11 protein-coding genes are annotated in these 17,102 nt (G+C 63.5%); 8 read left to right on the forward strand and 3 right to left on the reverse strand.

Features of this window, described 5'->3' with window-relative positions:
* Positions 1 to 395 precede the first annotated feature (395 nt).
* On the forward strand, positions 396 to 2,348 hold the full coding sequence (locus BN1123_RS01260; protein WP_042024965.1) for a ligand-gated channel protein: 1,953 nt from the start codon (positions 396 to 398) through the stop codon (positions 2,346 to 2,348).
* A gap of 80 nt (positions 2,349 to 2,428) precedes the next feature.
* On the opposite strand, the gene BN1123_RS01265 is transcribed toward BN1123_RS01260, so the two are convergent.
* A complete protein-coding gene (locus tag BN1123_RS01265; protein WP_042024966.1) occupies positions 2,429 to 3,817 on the reverse strand; it encodes an ATP-binding protein in 1,389 nt (462 codons plus the stop codon).
* Between the two features lie 4 nt (positions 3,818 to 3,821).
* Positions 3,822 to 4,544, reverse strand: a complete 723-nt coding sequence (locus tag BN1123_RS01270; RefSeq protein ID WP_042024967.1) for a response regulator — start codon at positions 4,542 to 4,544, stop codon at positions 3,822 to 3,824.
* A gap of 199 nt (positions 4,545 to 4,743) precedes the next feature.
* Here BN1123_RS01270 and BN1123_RS01275 point away from each other — a divergent pair, with 199 nt between their 5' ends.
* Complete coding sequence (locus tag BN1123_RS01275; RefSeq protein ID WP_026456756.1) at positions 4,744 to 5,094, forward strand: hypothetical protein; 351 nt, start codon at positions 4,744 to 4,746, stop codon at positions 5,092 to 5,094.
* Positions 5,095 to 5,170: 76 nt separating this feature from the next.
* On the opposite strand, the gene BN1123_RS01280 is transcribed toward BN1123_RS01275, so the two are convergent.
* On the reverse strand, positions 5,171 to 6,079 hold the full coding sequence (locus BN1123_RS01280; RefSeq protein ID WP_042024968.1) for a LysR family transcriptional regulator: 909 nt from the start codon (positions 6,077 to 6,079) through the stop codon (positions 5,171 to 5,173).
* 253 nt (positions 6,080 to 6,332) lie between these two features.
* Here BN1123_RS01280 and BN1123_RS01285 point away from each other — a divergent pair, with 253 nt between their 5' ends.
* From BN1123_RS01285 to recD, 6 genes are all read left to right on the forward strand, one after another.
* Positions 6,333 to 6,665: a hypothetical protein gene (locus BN1123_RS01285; protein WP_026456758.1), complete on the forward strand. Its 333-nt coding sequence runs from the start codon at positions 6,333 to 6,335 to the stop codon at positions 6,663 to 6,665.
* Between the two features lie 29 nt (positions 6,666 to 6,694).
* Positions 6,695 to 7,381 (forward strand): pirin family protein, encoded by a 687-nt coding sequence (locus BN1123_RS01290; protein WP_042024970.1) that lies wholly within the window; start codon positions 6,695 to 6,697, stop codon positions 7,379 to 7,381.
* Positions 7,382 to 7,420: 39 nt separating this feature from the next.
* Positions 7,421 to 7,813 carry a DoxX family protein gene (locus BN1123_RS01295; protein ID WP_042024972.1) on the forward strand — a complete coding sequence of 131 codons (393 nt, stop codon included), beginning with the start codon at positions 7,421 to 7,423 and terminating at the stop codon, positions 7,811 to 7,813.
* A 232-nt stretch (positions 7,814 to 8,045) separates the two neighbouring features.
* The gene (gene recC / locus BN1123_RS01300) at positions 8,046 to 11,399 is read left to right on the forward strand and encodes an exodeoxyribonuclease V subunit gamma (RefSeq protein ID WP_042024973.1); all 3,354 of its coding nucleotides are present in this window, start codon (positions 8,046 to 8,048) and stop codon (positions 11,397 to 11,399) included.
* A gap of 2 nt (positions 11,400 to 11,401) precedes the next feature.
* Positions 11,402 to 15,007: an exodeoxyribonuclease V subunit beta gene (recB, locus tag BN1123_RS01305; RefSeq protein WP_042024974.1), complete on the forward strand. Its 3,606-nt coding sequence runs from the start codon at positions 11,402 to 11,404 to the stop codon at positions 15,005 to 15,007.
* Complete coding sequence (gene recD / locus BN1123_RS01310; protein ID WP_042024975.1) at positions 15,004 to 17,058, forward strand: exodeoxyribonuclease V subunit alpha; 2,055 nt, start codon at positions 15,004 to 15,006, stop codon at positions 17,056 to 17,058. The genes recB and recD overlap by 4 nt, the downstream gene beginning before the upstream one ends.
* Positions 17,059 to 17,102 lie beyond the last annotated feature (44 nt).

A 17,102-nucleotide genomic window follows, 5' to 3' on the forward strand; every position in this document is an offset into this window, starting at 1 on the left:
CTCACTGAGCGGGGTTTTTTATTGTCTGCTATTTAGCATATGTGCAGCAGTTCCAACTGCGCTCGCCATGGCAGCCTTGGCCGGTTTACTGGCCCATTCTTGACTCACCGGATACCCCGTGCCGCTTCCGGCTGTGATTCCCCAGTTCCCTCCAGAACGTCAATAATCCATATAAAACATAATGTTATGTTTAGCTACGTATTGAGCTCACAAAACATTAAATGATAATGATTATTGTTCGATCTTCGTGGCAATGATAGTTACAATTCGGCCTGATTGATAAGTTGTTCTTCATATGAACCTTATTTATCCCCTTCCTGGCAGGAGACCGGGATGGTGTAACGACTGAAGTAAGGGAATACGCCTCTTTCCTACTTAAACGTTCAGGCCAGAAGATGATAACAGTGAAACCGAACAAGCTTGCCTTGCTGATCTGCTCCACGCTCTCCATGCAGGGCCTTGCCGCCGAGTCCGAAGTGATGGTGGTGACGGCTTCCGGATTCCAGCAGAAAATTGAAGACTCTGCTGCATCCATCTCCGTCATTACCCGTGATCAGCTGGAAAAACGCGCCTATCGCGATGTTACCGATGCGTTGAAGGATGTGCCCGGGGTAGTGATCACAGGTGGGGGCAGCAGCAGCGATATCAGCATCCGCGGCATGGGCTCGAAATACACCCTGATGCTGGTCGATGGCAAGAAGGTAGACAGCCGCGGCACCCGCCCCAACAGCGACGGTCCCGGCATCGAGCAGGGCTGGTTGCCGCCGTTGCAGGCCATCGAGCGGATTGAAGTGGTGCGCGGACCCATGTCTTCCCGTTATGGTTCGGATGCCATGGGCGGCGTTATCAACGTCATCACCCGCAAGACCACAGGCATGGCGTGGCAAGGCTCGGTTCACGCCGATTCTACCTTCCAGGAGAACAAGGATGCGGGCAACATCTTCCAGACCGATGCCTACGCCGCCGGTGCCTTGATCGATAACGTGCTTGGCCTGCGCTTCAACGGTCAGCTGGCCCATCGCGGTGAAGACAAATTCGCCCAAGGCTTTGCCGAGCAGGAAACCCGCAGTGGCACCGCCGTGCTCAGTTTCAATCCCAACGAGCAGAACCGTTTCGATCTGGAGGCCAGTCGCAGCCTACAGGATCGGGATCGCACCCCGGGCAACTCCGTCGCTGACAATGCCAAGCCCAGCCTCAACCGCTATGAGCGTACCAACTATGCACTGACGCATACCGGCCAGTATGATTTCGGCTCTTCCAGCAGTTACCTGCAGCAGGAGATCAACACCAACCCGGGCCGCCAGATGGAGTTGACCAACACCATATTGGATACCCATACCCAGTTCATTCTGGGGGATCACTATCTGAGCGTCGGTGGCCAGTATCGCTATGAAGACCTGCAGGATCAGGGCAATACCCTGAAGGTGGCGAACCCGGCCAGTGAGCTGACCCGCTGGAGCTGGGCACTGTTTGTCGAGGACGAGTGGTCGCTGACCGAGACGTTTGCCCTGACCGGCGGTGTCCGGATGGATCGGGACCAAAACTACGGCACTCACTGGAGCCCGCGTCTCTATGGGGTATGGCACCTGGATGATGCCTGGACCCTGAAGGGGGGCGTCTCTACCGGCTATCGCTCGCCGGATCTGCGCATGTCTGCGGCCAACTGGGGTCAGGTCACGGGGGGCGGCACTCTGGACGGCATGCTGGTCGGTAATCCGGACCTGAAGCCGGAGACCAGCGTGAGCGAAGAGATCGGCCTGCTGTGGGATGGCGGCCAGGGCCTCAACGCAGGTGTGACCCTGTTCAACACCGACTTCAAGAACAAGATCTCCGAGGTGCGTCGCTGTTCCAGCAAGAATGATCCCGCCTGCACCCTCAATGGTCACAGCTACGACTTCATCAGCGATCGCATCAATGTCGACAAGGCGAACATGCGCGGCGTCGAGAGCATGATGGAGTGGGCGATCAACGAGGATTGGTCGGTCAGCTCCAGCTACACCTTCACCCAGTCCGAACAGAAGAGCGGCCCGCTGGCCGGTCATGCGCTGAACCAGATGCCCCGCCACATGTTCAACGGCAGCGTTGATTGGCAGACCACAGAGGATCTTGGCCTCTGGTCCAGGGTCAACTTCCGTGGCGAAACCTCTGAATACCTGAGCCGGGTCAAGATGGCGGAAGGCACGCCCTCCTACACCTTCTTCGACATGGGTCTGGTCTACAAGGCGAACAAGCACCTGAATGTGACCGCTGGCATCTACAACCTGTTCGACAAGACGGTGGATTACGGCAGCTATGGCACTGTGCTGGATGGCCGTCGTTACAACCTCGGCGTGACCTATAACTTCTGATCCCGAGTGCAACGCAACGGGGTCGCCCTGTGAGGGGCGACCCCGTTTTTTATCTCTGTTTTCTCAATGATGGGCAAATGTTAGAGCGGCAGGCTGATCCTGGCCTCCAGCCCTCCTTGCGAGCGATTGCGCAGCGTCAGCTCCCCACCGTGCTGATGTACCAGGGTGCGAGCGATGGAGAGGCCGAGCCCCACACTGCCCGATTCGGTGTTGCGCGCCTCGTCGAGGCGCACGAAGGGCTTGAACACGTCTTCCAGATGCTCCTCATCGATCCCGGGCCCGTTGTCGCAGACCCGGATCAGCAGCTCGTCCCGGGTGCGTTCCAGCGACACCTCGGCGCTGCCGGCATATTTGATGGCGTTGCCAATGAGGTTCTGCAGCACCCGGCGCAAGGTGTTGGCCCGGCAGGCGTAGACCTGCTTGCCTTCGGCCAGACAGGTGACCGGCTGACCGGTATCGGCATAGTCGTCGCACAGGCTCTCCAGCAGGCTGACCAGATCCAGCTCCCGGGTCGCCTCCTGCTGTCCCTCTTCCCGGGCAAAGCTCAGGGTTGCGGCCAGCATCTGCTCCATCTGTTGCAGGGTCTGCTGGATCCGCTCCTTGTCCTCTCCGTCGGCCAGAAATTCGGTACGCAGCCGCAGGCTGGTGATGGGGGTGCGCAGGTCGTGGGAGATAGCCGCCAGCATCCGGGTTCTGTCCTGTACGAAGCGAGCGAGTCGGGTGTGCATCCGGTTGAAGGCCTGGATCGATTCCCGTACCTCGATGGGCCCCTCTTCTTTGAGAGGATCGATGTCCTCACCGCGACCGAGGCGATCGGCATTGGCCGCCAGCTGTTTGAGGGGGCGGGTGGCACGGCGAAACAGCAGCACCATCAGGCCAATTACCAGGCTGGCGACCAGCATCAGGTTGAGGGTGGTCTGCCAGGACCAGCTGCCCGCTTCCTTGTCCACCAGGGAGCTGAACTGCAGCCAGCCCCCCTGGGGCAGCTCGATGGAGCCGTAGAGCCGCATGTCCCGTGGTGGCGGCCCCTTGCGATCCCGCATCATGCGGGCGTGGTGCTCCCACGCCTTGCTGCGCTGGGAATCCTGCTTCAGCTCGGCGCTGATCTCGACATCGAGCCCGGCCGGATAGCTGAGGCGGGAGCGAACCAGCTGCTCGAAGCGGGGGCTGCGATTGTCCGGCCGCAAGGGTTCATTCGAGAGACGTAGCAGCAGGGTTTCGCTGCGGCTCGCCTTGAGGATCTCGTCATAGAGCGAAGGGGGGGAGAGGGAGAGCAGGCGCACCACAGAGATGATCCGCTGCATGGCGTTGCGGCTGTTGACGAAGCCGAGCGCCTCCTCCCGATCCGTGCGATAGATCTGGATGCTGAGCAGCTGGATCAGGATCAGCCCGGTCAGCGCCACTAGGATGATCTGGCCGGTCAGTCCCTTGGGCCACAAACCCGAGCCGAGTCGCTTGAAGGCGGCCATCAACTTATACCTGCGTCACATCGGCGGAGAACATATAGCCTCCACCCCAGATGGTCTTGATGAGTTCGGGATTCTTGGGATCCCGCTCCAGCTTGCGGCGCAGCCGGCTCACCAGGGTGTCGATGGCGCGATCAAACGCCACCGCCTCGCGTCCGCGGGCAAGATCCAGCAGTTGATCCCGACTCAGTACCCGTTGCGGTCGCTCCAGAAACACCTTGAGCAGATCGAACTCGGCGGTGGAGAGGCTCAGCCCCACGCCATCCTCGTCGACCAGCTCCCGGCGGTTGATATCGAGCAGCCAGCGATCAAAGCGCAGATCCCGGGTCAGGGTCTCGGGCGAGGGTTGGGTGTCGGCCTGGGTGCGGCGCATCACCGCCTTGATCCGGGCCAGCAGTTCGCGCGGGTTGAACGGCTTGGCCAGATAGTCATCGGCCCCCATCTCCAGCCCTATGATGCGGTCAGTCTCTTCGCCCATGGCGGTGAGCATGATGATGGGCATGTTGGATTTCACCCTCAGTTCGCGGCAGAGGGTCAGGCCATCTTCACCCGGCATCATCAGATCCAGCACCAGCAGATCGAACTCGCGCTCCTCCAGCAGCCGCTTCATCTCCTTGCCATCCCGGGCGCAGCTGACCCGCAGGCCATGCTGTTCCAGAAAACGCTTGAGAAGATCGCGGATCTCGCTGTGATCGTCGACGACCAGAATGTGGGTGCTGCCTTGATTCATGACTGCCTCTCTTGCTTGGGGTTGGCTCGAGTATACGGAAATCCCTTGCAGGGTTTGTGTCAAAGTGTGCCAGATCAGCAAGATGCCACACTCTGCTACAAAAAAGGGTGATACTGGCAAAGTTCAGACACCAGAGGGGTGTTTACTTGAGGACAAGGCAAGAGTGCCGAACCCGATTCATCCCGAGAGGAGATAGACCATGAAAAAGCTGACCAAAACCCTGCTGACCGCTACCCTGATCCTCGGCCTGCCGCTGGGTGCCTATGCTGCCAGTGAAGCAACTCCGACCGCTCAACCGGGTCCCATGGTGGACTGCCCGATGGATGGCAGCGGCATGATGGGTGGCAAGCACCACGGTGGTCGTCACGACCGCATGGCCCGCATGCAGAACATGACCCCGGAGCAGATCCAGGCCAACCTGCAGCAACGTTATGATCGCATCGAGGATCCGGCCAAGAAGGCCGAGTTTATCAAGAACCTCGGCGAGCGTGCCAACGGCATGGCCAAGCATGCCGAAGCGATGAAACAGTTCGCCGAGGCGAACCAGTAAGCGCCATCACCGACAGCCAGTCGTAAAGAGGGGAGCCTGAGGCTCCCCTTTCTCGTTTTTGCCAGCGCTACTGCCCCTATTGCGTCTGGAACAGTTTGGGGATCTCCCGCACCAGCCAGCTCTTGGCCTTGCCCATGGTATCGCGGCGCCAGGCCAGCACCACCTGCAGCTGATGGCGATACTCGGGGCAGATCACCTTGAGTCGTCCCGCCTTGATGTCCTCCTCGATCCAGCTTTGCGGCATGGTGCCGACCCCAATCCCCGCCAGCAGGGCATCCCGCTTCTCGCTCATGGAGCTGACGGTGAGGCGCGGCTGCTTGTCGAGCAGACGGTAGGTAAGCACCGGTTTGCGCAGCGCCGTATCGGCCACCGCGATGGCGCGGTAACGGCGCAGGGTCTCGTCCGCCAGGGGCTCGGCTTCCAGGTGGAGCGGATGATCCGGGTGGGCGACATAGAGCATCACCTCCTCCCTGAGCAGCTGGTGCTTGATGCCGGTCATCATGATGTCGGGATTGAGGGAGGAGATGAGCAGATCGGCGCGACCATCCTCCAGACACTCCCAGCTGCCCGCCAGCACCTCGGCCCGCAGCCGCAGCCGGGTATCGGTCAGCTCGGCCAGCCGTTCCACCAGGGGATAGAGCGTCTGTACCGGCACCAGGGCATCGACGGCGATGGTGATGTCGGTCTCCCAGCCACGGGCCAGGGCCCGGGTCTCGCCCACCAGATGCTCGGCTGCTTCCAAGAGCACCCGGCCCCGTTCCAGCAGCATGCGACCGGCCGGGGTGAATTTGGTTCTGTGGCCGCTGCGGTCGAACAGCATGGCGTCCAGCTCGTCTTCCAGCTTCTGTACCGTGTAGCTGAGCGCCGAGGGCACCTTGCCCAGCTCGTCGGCCGCCGCCGCAAAGCTGCCGCGACGGTCGATGGCGTCCAGCACCCGGATCGCCTCCAGGGTCAGCGCCCGTTCCTTGTTCAGTTCCTTGGCCATAGCCTGCCTTCAATTTTTTTGAATATGTTTGCCAGTTTATCTCGCTAACAAGTTAGGCCAGGCAACTTTAATATTCAATCAACGCTTAGGCAGGAACGCCAAGTGACCAAATAAAAGGTAGTTCAGTGCTGTGACAGCCCCAAAGGGCACGTCAGACGTCGGTGAAAGAACAACATACTATTTGAATGACCTCTTGCATGGATGCATTGATTCGGGCCAAAGCGGCCTTGGCAATGACATATAAAACAAGAGAGTGAACATGAAAAACGTAATCAAGATGCTGGCCGTTGCAGGCCTGATGACCGCAGGTTTTGCCCAGGCTTCCGTGCCGGCTGACTTCAACGCCACCCCGGGCGTGCTGTTTGTAAACTGGCATGCGAGTGCGGCGATGGATGGCAAGGCCAACCCCATGCTGGAGGTGCGCGATCAGTCCGGTGATCTGCTGGCTTCCGTCCACGCCAGTCTGGTCGGCACCCAGCAGGTGAAGATCCCGAGCCGCACCCAGGGCAACCTGACCGTCAGCCTGGCCGGTGACAGCAGCGAGTACCGTATTCCGTTCGGCATCGGCGGTGGCAACCCCCGCTAAGGCGAACCTTCAGAGATGAGGAGCACATCATGATGCAATTGAGAGCCGCAGAGGCGCGGGGCAAGGCCAACTTTGGCTGGCTGGATGCGCGCCACAGTTTTTCGTTCGGGCACTACTATGACCCGGAGTGGATGGGCCACTCGGTCCTGCGGGTCATCAATCAGGATCTGGTGTCGCCGGGTGGCGGTTTCGCCACCCATCCTCACGCCAACATGGAGATCCTGACTTGTGTGCTGACCGGCACCATAGAGCACAAGGACAGCCTCGGCCACGCCGAGCAGATCCCGGCCGGGGATTTCCAGTTGATGAGTGCAGGCAGCGGGATCCGCCACAGTGAGTACAACCCCTCGCAGAGCGAGCCGCTCTCCCTGCTGCAAATCTGGATCGAGCCGAACGAATACGATACGCCCCCCGGCTATCAACAGAAGAAGATAGAGGCCAGGCCCGGCATGACGCTGGTGGCGTCACCGGATGGCGAGGATGGATCTTTCAGGATCCGCCAGCAGGCCCGGGTCTGGCGCGTGCAGCTTGAGCCCGGTGAATCCCTCACCTGGGAGCTGGCTGGTCGGCACGGTTACCTGCAGATGATTTCAGGGGAGTTGACCGCCAACGGTCTGGCTGCCCGACCCGGCGACGGGGTGCTCAGTCGTGATGAATCAAGTTGGGAGCTGGTGGCAACAAGTGCCACTCAGGCCCTGTTATTTGACCTACCCTGAAGTTGCCAGCTCTGATGCGGCGTGAACGAGGAGATTGAGATGGACAAGATGAAAGATGTGGCACTGCTGGTGGGTCGCGTACTGCTGGCGCTGATGTTTGTGATGGCGGGCTGGAGCAAGATCGGTGGTTACGCCGGTACCCAGGGCTATATGGAGGCCATGGGCGTGCCCGGTTTCCTGTTGCCGCTGGTGATCCTGCTGGAGCTGGGTGGTGGCCTCGCCATCATGCTGGGCCTGTTCACCCGCAGCCTCTCGGTGCTGATGGCCGGTTTCACCCTGATGGCCGCCTTCATCTTCCACTATCAACCGGCTGATCAGATACAGATGCTGATGTTCATGAAGAACATCTCGGTCGCCGGTGGTTTCCTGGCCCTGGCGGCGGCAGGTGCAGGCGCTTTCAGCCTGGATGCCCGCCTTGGCAAGAGTTGGTAATGCCCTGACAGTTCGAGTTTTCCAATGCTTTTTGGCCGGTGCAACGGCACCGGCTTTTTTATGCCCGCCACCTACGCCTTTTTGCCATTCGTGATGACGACGTGATCGGCGGCAACAAGTGCCTTTTGCATCTTCCCCCCCGATCCCCGACAATCCCAATTCTTGTTGAAGTGGCGGGGATCCTTGAGGTTTTCCCGCGATCACACCTCTTTTGCATTGGCGGGAATTGCTCATGTTTACCCTCTACCACTCCAATCAGCTGGATCTGCTCAAAGAGCTGCTGGTGAGTCGCATCCGGCAGGCGCCCCTCTCTCACCCCTTCGAGCGGGAACAGATCCTGGTGCAGAGCCCGGGTATGGCCCAGTGGCTCAAGCTGGAGCTGGCCAAGGCCTTCGGCATTGCCGCCAATATCGACTTTCCGCTGCCCGCCAGCTTTATCTGGGAGATGTTCACCCGGGTGCTGGCGGACGTACCTCGTCAGAGCCCCTACAACAAGGGATCCATGAGCTGGCAGCTGATGACCATCTTGCCCGCCCTGCTTGACCGCCCCGCCTTTGCGCCGCTGGCTGCCTATCTGGGGAGTGGGGATGACGCGGATCCTGCCAAGGCGCCGGAGCAGGTGCGGCTGTGGCAGCTTTGCCAGAAGGTGGCGGATCTGTTCGACCAGTATCTGGTCTATCGACCAGACTGGATCGCCCGCTGGGAGCAGGGGGAGGGATTGAGTCAGGAGCTGGCCGGGGTGAGCGGCCAGGATTGGCAGCCGGAGCTCTGGCGCGAGCTGGTGGCCCGTACCCTGGCGCTGGCCCCCAGCGGCTACCACCGCGCCAACCTCTACGAGGAGTTTATCCACGAGTTGGGGTGCACAGCTGAGCTGCCGGGCAGGCTGCCCCGGCGGGTGTTCGTGTTCGGTATCTCGGCGCTGCCGCCGCGCTACGTGGAGGCGCTGCTGGCTCTCGGCAGCCGGGATGAGGTGGAGGTGCACCTCTTCGTCACCAACCCTTGCCGCTACTACTGGGGGGATCTGCTCGATCGCAAGACCCTGGCGCGCCTTCAAAACAAGCTCAAGCCCGGCACCGATCTTGACACCCTGCAGGGCCCCGCCAACCCGCTGCTCGCCTCCATGGGCAAGCTGGGGCGCGACTACCTGCATCAGTTGATGGAGCTGGAGGTCCCGCAAATCGAGGCTTTCGTCGATATCGACGACACCAGCTTGCTGCGCGCCATCCAGAAGGATGTGCTGGAGCTGGCCGAACGGGGAGCTGGCGAGTTCGAACTGGATAGCAGCCATCACAAGAGCCCGATCGATCCTGCCGATGGCTCCCTGCAGATCCACGCCTGTCACGGCCCGATGCGCGAGCTTGAGGTGCTGCACGACCGGCTGCTGGCGCTGTTCGAGCAAGACCCCACCCTCACCCCGAAAGACGTGGTGGTGATGATGCCGGATGTGAACAGCTACGGCCCCTACATCCAGGCGGTGTTCGGGGCGAGAGGCCAGATCCCCTTCGCGGTGTCGGATCGGGCGGCGAGTCAGGAGAGCCCGCTGCTGCAGAGCTTCCTCGCCCTGCTCAGACTCCCCAACGCCCGCTTGGGGGCCGGCGAGCTGCTCGCCATCCTCGAGGTGCCCGCCGTGCTGCGTCGCTTCGAGCTCGATGACGACGAATTCAACCAGCTGCGGCGCTGGGTGCAGGAGACCGGCATCCGCTGGGGGCTGGATGACGGCTACCCCGAGCGCTTCGATCTGCCGCGCCTCTGTGGCAACAGCTGGCTGTTCGGCCTGCGCCGCATGCTGCTCGGCTTTGCCATGGGGGATGGCGAACCGGTGGCGGGGATCCTGCCCTACGCCGATATCGAGGGCCAGCAGGGGTTGGCGCTCGGCAAGCTCGCCTGGTTTGTCGACTCCCTGGCGGAATTTCTGCCCCGCCTGCAACAGGCGCAGGGGCTACCCGAGTGGATCGCCTGCCTCAACGAGCTGCTGGAGCGCTTCTATCAGGCCGACGAGGATGAAGAGCGCCAGCTGCAGCTTATTCGCAGCCAGCTGGCTGACTGGCTCGCCCAGCTCGGCGAGGCCCGCTTCGAGCAGCCCATCAGTGCCGACCTGCTGCAGGATTACCTCGGCAGCGTGCTGGGGGAGTCCCGCTCCAGCCAGCGCTTCCTCGCCGGTCAGGTCAACTTCTGCACCCTGATGCCGATGCGCTCCATCCCCTTCAGGCAGGTCTGCCTGCTCGGCATGAACGACGGCGTCTACCCGCGCACCCTGGCTCCCATGGGGTTTGACCTGATGGCGGTGGCGGGCCGGCGCGGGGATCGCTCCCGTCGCGATGACGACCGCTACCTCTTCCTCGAGGCGCTGCTCAGCGCCCAGCAGGGGCTCTATATCAGCTATCAGGGCTTCAGCGCCCAGGACAACAGCGAGAAGGTGCCCTCCGTGCTGCTGGCCGAACTCATCGACTATGTGCGTCAGGGCTTCGTGCTGGCGGGGGATGAGAGCCTCGATGACGAGACCTCAGGCCGGCGGCTGCTCGAACACCTGATCGTGGAGCACCCGCTCACCCCCTACAGCCGCAGCTACTTCTATCCAGAGGCGAATTCCGGCCTCTTCACCTATGCCGCCGACTGGCTGCCGGCCCTGAACCCAGAGCGCGGGGCCGCCAACTTCCAGAGCAGCGAGTTGCCGCTGCCTCCCGAATGGGGCAAGGAGCAGGGACTGGAGCTGGCGGAGCTGCTGCGCTTCTATCGCCAGCCCGCCAAGTATTTCCTCAACCGCCGCCTCAAGGTGTGGTTCGAGCTGGACGAGGCCGAGATCGAGGATAGCGAGCCGTTCGAGCTGGACGGCCTGCAACACTACCAGCTCAAGGCGTTGCTGCTCGATGCCCATCTGGCAGAGGGAAAGAGCCCGGAGCGAAGCGATAGCGTGAGCACGCGTCGCCAGCGCTTGCAGCTCTCCGGCCTGCTGCCCCAGGGCTGGTTCGGCAGCCTGCTGCTGGATGATCTGGACGCCGAGATGGGCAAGCTGGCGGAGAGACTGCGCCCCTGGGTTGCGGCCAATGAGGCGGACAAACAGGCGGTGGAGATCGATATCTCCCTGACCCAGGGCCAGCTGCAGGGGTGGATCGACACCCAGCAGGGGCGTTTGCTGGTGGTCAAACCGGGCAGCTTCAACGGCAAGGATCTGCTGCTGGGCTGGATCCAGCACCTCTGCCTCTCATTGAGCGATGCCCCCGGCGACACCCTGCTGTTTGACGCCAAGCAGAGCCTGCGACTGCCCAGGCTCCCGGCAGACGAAGCCCGCCCCAGACTGGCGGCCCTGGTCGCCCTCTGGACCCAGGGGATGAAGCGGCCGTTGCCGTTTTTCCCGAGCACCGCCTGGGAGTGGATCAAGGGGATCGAGAAGGATCCGGAGAAACCGGAGGCCGCCGACAAGGCGGCGCTCGCCCGCTTCAACGGCGGCTACATGGTGACGGGGGAGGGGCAGGACGTCTACGTCGCCCGCTGCTTCCCGGAACTCGATGACGAGGTGCTGGCCCAGTTGCAGGCGCTGGCCCGCGAACACCTGACCCCGCTACTGACCACCATGGAGATGATGTAATCATGGCTAACCCGCTCAATACGCTGCGTTTTCCCCTCCATGGCGAGCGGCTGATCGAGGCCTCCGCCGGTACCGGCAAGACCTACACCATCGCCGGCCTCTATCTGCGCCTGCTGCTGGGTCACGGCCCGCTCATCGAAGAGGGCGAAGATGCCGGTCAGCCCAGCGCCCACGAGCGGCCGCTCTCGGTGACCGAGATCCTGGTGGTGACCTTTACCGAGGCGGCCACCGCCGAGCTGCGCGGGCGGATCCGTGGCCGCATCCACGAGGCGCGCCTCGCCTTTATGCGTGGGCAAAGCAATGATGCCCTGCTGGCCCAGCTGCTGGCGGAGGTGGAGGATCACGAACTGGCGGCCCGCCGCCTGCTGGCCGCCGAGCGGCAGATGGACGAGGCGGCCGTCTTCACCATCCACGGCTTCTGCCAGCGGATGCTGAAACAGAACGCCTTCGAGTCGGGCGCCCTCTTCGAAACCGAATTTCTCACCGACGACAGCCAGCTCAGGCTGCAGGCGGTGAGCGACTACTGGCGCGCCGAGTTCTATCCGGTGGATAAAACCCTGGCAAGCGCGGTGCGTGCGCTCTGGCCAAGCCCCGCCGCCCTGCTGCGGGAGATGAACGGCTGGCTCGACAACAGCGAGCTGGAGATGCGCCCGCCGGCGGGGGACGAGACCCTGGCCGCCCGCCATCAGGCGGCCATGGCCCGTATCGCAGCGGTGAAAGCGGCCTGGCTGGCGCAGGTGGACGAGATCCGCCGCCAGACCGATGGCCATATCAGCCGCTACACCGGCAAGAACTACGAGGGGTGGCTCGCCAAGATAGCCGACTGGGCACAGGACGAGGCGAGCGGCTACGCCATTCCCAAGGAGCTGGAGCGCTTCGGCCAGACGGTGCTGGAGGAGAACCTCAAGAAGGGGGGCGCGGTGCCGACCCTGCCGCTGTTCAGCGAGATCGACGCGCTGCTGGCGAGCCGTCCCGGCATTCGCGACCTTATCCTGCAGCGGGCCGCCGTGGTGGTGCGCAGCCGGATGCAGGCGAGCAAGCGCCAGGCCCATCAGCTCTCGTTCGACGATCTGCTCAAAGACCTCGACGGGGCGCTCGACTCCCCCCTTGGCGAGCGGCTCTGTGAGCGCATTCGCGCCACCTACCGGGTCGCCATGATCGATGAATTCCAGGATACCGACCCCCAGCAGTACCGTATCTTCCACCGGCTTTACGGCGGCCACCAGGACACGGCGCTGTTGATGATCGGTGACCCCAAGCAGGCCATCTACGGCTTTCGCGGCGCCGACATCTTCACCTACATTCAGGCGCGGCGAAATGTAAGCGCCCACTACACTCTGGGGCGCAACTGGCGCTCCAGCGGCGCTCTGGTGGCGGCGGTCAACGGTCTGTTCGAGCGGGCCAAAGATCCCTTTATCTACGAGGCGGATATCCCCTTCCTGCCGGTGGAGGCGCAGGGCAAGAGCAAGGCACTGCTGCTGGATGGCGTCATTGCGCCTGTGCTGCACTGCTGGCAGCTCACCGGCCAGCCCACCTTCAACCGGGGGGATTACCAGAGCAAGATGGCCCGCGCCACGGCGGCGGAGATCCACCGACTGCTGACCCTGGCCCGCGAGGGCAAGGCGCTGATCGGCAGTGAGCCGGTGAAAGCCGGGGATATCGCCGTGCTGGTGCGCACTGGCGCCGAGGGCAAGCTGGTGCAGCAGGAGCTGGCACGGCTCGCCATCGCCTCGGTTTATCTGTCGAACCGCGAGAGCGTGCTGGAGCAGGTGGAGGCGCGGGAGATCCTGCTGATTTTGCACGCCTGCCAGAACCCGAGCGAGGAGAGAAGTTTGCGGGCGGCGCTCGCCACCGGATTGTTCGATCTCGACGCCAAGGCCCTCGACGAGCTTGCCTCGGACGAGCGGGCCTGGGAGAGCGCGGTGCAGGAGTTTATGGAGTACCGCAAGGTCTGGCATAGACGCGGCGTGCTGGCCATGCTGCGGGCCCTGCTGCACCGGCGCAATCTTGCCTCCTCCCTGCTGGCGAGCCCCTACGGGGAGCGGCGGCTGACCAACTTCCTCCATCTGGGGGAGCTGCTCCAGCAAGTGAGCAGCGAGCTGGACGGCGAGTACGCCCTGCTGCGCTGGCTGGGGGAGGCGGTGAACCGCCAGAGCGGCCAGGATGCGGAGCAGATACTTCGCCTGGAGTCCGAGCGCAAGCTGGTGCAGATCGTCACCATCCACAAATCCAAGGGGCTGGAGTACCCGCTGGTGTTCCTGCCCTTTATCTGCAGCCACCGCAGCGCCGACACCCCGCTCTATCACGAGGCCGATGAGGCTGGCAATCGCACCATTCTCGATCTCACCGGCGCCGAGGATTCTCTCGCAGAGGCCGACAAGGAGCGCCTCGCCGAAGATCTGCGGCTGCTCTACGTGGCGCTGACCCGGGGGGTCTACGCCACCTGGCTGGGGTTGGCGCCGGTGCGCTCCGGCAACGGCAAGTCGGAGAAGACCGACCTGCACCAGACCGCCATCGGCTATCTGCTGCAAAAGGGGGAGGAGGGGGACGCGGCGACCCTGGCCACCGCCCTCAGTGCGCTTGCCCAGGATCTGCCCGGGGTGGCCGTCGGTGAGCCCTCGCTCACCCGCCCGGTCCCGCTGCCGGCCGAAGAGGAGCAACTGGGCGAGCCCCAGGTGCGCCGCTTTGGCGGCACCCTTGAGCGGGACTGGTGGATCAGCTCCTACTCCGGGCTGGCGGCGCAGGGCCACGGTCACAGCAAGGGTGTCTTGGCCAACCCCGGCTTCGATGACGAGGTAGTGACCGAGGCGGCCGTGCTGGCGGCCGAAGAGCCAGTGCAGGCGCCCCAGCCCTCCATCTTCACCTTCCCGAAGGGGGCGCGCCCCGGCACCCTGCTGCACAGCCTGTTCGAGACCATCGACTTTCAAAGTGTCGCAGGCGAGCCGCTGGCACAGCATATCGCTACCCTGCTGGCGCAGGACGGCTTCGACGAGAGCTGGGCCCAAGTGCTGCAGCAGCAGGTGGAGGCGGTGCTGGAGACCCCGCTTGAAACCGGCTTTGGCGAGCCGGTACGGCTGCGGGATCTGGCCCCCGAGCGCAAGCAGGTGGAGCTGGAGTTCTTCCTGCCCATGGGGCGGGTGACGGCACAGGCGCTGACCGCCCTCTGCCAGCAGTACGACCTGCTGTCGCGGGGCAACAAGCCCCTCAGCTTTGCCACCGTGCAGGGGATGCTCAAGGGCTTTATCGACCTGGTGTTCGAGTGGCAGGGGCGCTGGTATCTGCTCGACTACAAATCCAACCACCTCGGCATGAGCCCGACCGACTACAGCCGGCCGGCGCTGGAGCTGGCCATGGTGGAGCATCGCTACGACCTGCAATACCAGCTCTACTCCCTGGCGCTGCACCGGCTGCTCGCCCTGCGCCTGCCGGGCTACGACTTCGAGCAGCACTTTGGCGGCGTCTTCTATCTGTTCCTGCGCGGCATGCCGCAGGGGGGGATTTTCCATACTCGCCCCAGCCGTGAATTGGTGCTGGGGCTGGATCGGCTGTTTAGCGAGGGGGTTACGCCCGCCCTCGCACAAGTTTCGGATAACGGGGTAGAAGCATGAAGAGCGCAATGATGATCGAACGGCTCAAGGCCCTGGCGCTGGCGGGGCGCATCCGCCAGCTGGATCTGCAATTTGCCAAGCTGGTGGCCGACCTTGGTGGCAGTCCCGAGCTGGTGCTGGGGGCGGCGCTCGCCTGCTTCGAGTTGGGGCGTGGCCATGTCTGCCTGCCGCTGGAGATGCTCTCTGCCGGATCCTTGCGCCCGTTCGGGCTGGATCCGGATCAGGGCCGGGATCTGCTGGCCGACCTGGCGGATCCGGCGAGCTGGCCCACCCTGTTTGCGGCAAGCCCCCTGGTTGGCGGCGAGCAAGATGAAGGGGAAGCCCCGCGCTGGCCGCTGCGGCTCTGGCACGGCCGTCTCTACCTCACCCGCTACCACGATCACGAGCAGGGAGTGGCCCGTCATCTGCATGCGTTAAGCGAGAGGGCCGAATGGCCGGAGATTGCCCCGGCCCTGTCGCGCCTCTTTGCCCGCGACTACGGCCTGGTGTTCGGGGCCCTGCTCAAGGCCCGCCTCGCCCCCGACTTCTCGGCCCGCCACTTTATCGAGAAGTATCTGGACCTGGTGTTCCCGAACGAGGTGGAGTGGCCCGCCATCGAGGCCCTGCTGGCCAGCGCGCAGGCCGCAAACGACCTGAGCAAACTGGATGCACTGGTGCCCGAAGCGCTCTGCTGCAACGGCCAGAAGCTGGCGGCGGCCACCGCTGCGGCGCGCCCCTTTGCGGTGATCTCCGGCGGCCCCGGCACCGGCAAGACCACCACGGTGGCCAAGCTGCTGGCCATTCTGGTGGAGACCGGTCTGCAATCGGGCAAGGCCCCGGCGATCCGGCTGGTGGCCCCCACCGGCAAGGCGGCGGCGCGCCTGACCGAGAGTATCGGTTCTGCCCTGCAGGCCCTCGACCTGCCCCCCGAGTGGGTGGAAGCCATCCCCACCGAAGCGGGCACCTTGCACCGGCTGCTCGGGGTCATTCCGGGGCGCAGCCAGTTCCGCCACCACAAAGGCAACCCGCTGCACCTCGACCTGCTGGTGGTGGATGAAGCCTCCATGGTCGATTTGCCCATGATGGCGCGCCTGCTCGATGCGTTGCCGAGCCATGCTCGCCTCATTCTGCTCGGCGACAAGGATCAGCTCGCCTCGGTGGAGGCGGGGGCCGTGCTCGGCGATATCTGCAGCTTTATCGAGCAGGGCATCAGCCCCGCCCAGGCGGACTGGCTCTCCCGCCAGACCGGCTACCGCCTGCAGGGCACGCCTGCCGGGGCCCCGGTGCGCGACAGCCTCTGTTTGCTCTCCAAGAGCTGGCGCTTCGATCAGTACTCCGGCATCGGCCAGTTGGCGCGCGCCTGCAATGGCGGCGATGCGGCGGCGGTGGAGGCTGTCTGGGGCGCGGGCTTTGCCGATATCAGCCTGCACCCCTGGGCGGGGGAGGCCTACGACGAGTTGATTGCCCAGGGGGTGGCCGGTTACGGCAGCTATCTGAAGGCGGCCCGCGCGGGGGAAGATCCCGCAGCCGTGTTCAAGGCATTCAACGGCTTCCAGATCCTCTGCGCCCTGCGCGATGGCCCGTTCGGGGTCGAGGGGCTCAACGAGCGGCTGGAACTGGCCCTCTCACGGGCCGGGCTGATTGCCCGCGATGGCGACTGGTATGCCGGTCGCCCTGTGATGGTGGTGCGCAACGACCACGGTATTGGCCTCTACAACGGCGATATGGGGCTCTGCCTGCCCGATGAAACTGGCCGCTTGAAGGTCTGGTTCGAGCAGCCGGACGGCACCCTGCGGGCGCTCCTGCCAAGCCGGCTGCCGCCCCATGAGACGGTCTACGCCATGACCATCCATAAATCCCAGGGCTCGGAGTTTGCCCATACCGTGTTGGTGCTGCCCGACAGCCCCAGCCCGCTGCTGACCCGCGAGCTGGTCTATACCGGCATCACCCGCGCCAAGGCACGGCTCGATCTCTACGGCGATCGCGCCCTGCTGGCCCAAGCGGTGCGGAAAAAGACCGAGCGTTATTCCGGATTGGCGGAGAGGTTGGGGAATACCTCACATACATTCTGATTAACACATTGATATTTAAGTTTTAATTTTAGATAGGGGTGTAA

Source organism: Aeromonas enteropelogenes, assembly GCF_000819845.1.
In the GTDB taxonomy this organism is placed as follows: domain Bacteria; phylum Pseudomonadota; class Gammaproteobacteria; order Enterobacterales; family Aeromonadaceae; genus Aeromonas; species Aeromonas enteropelogenes.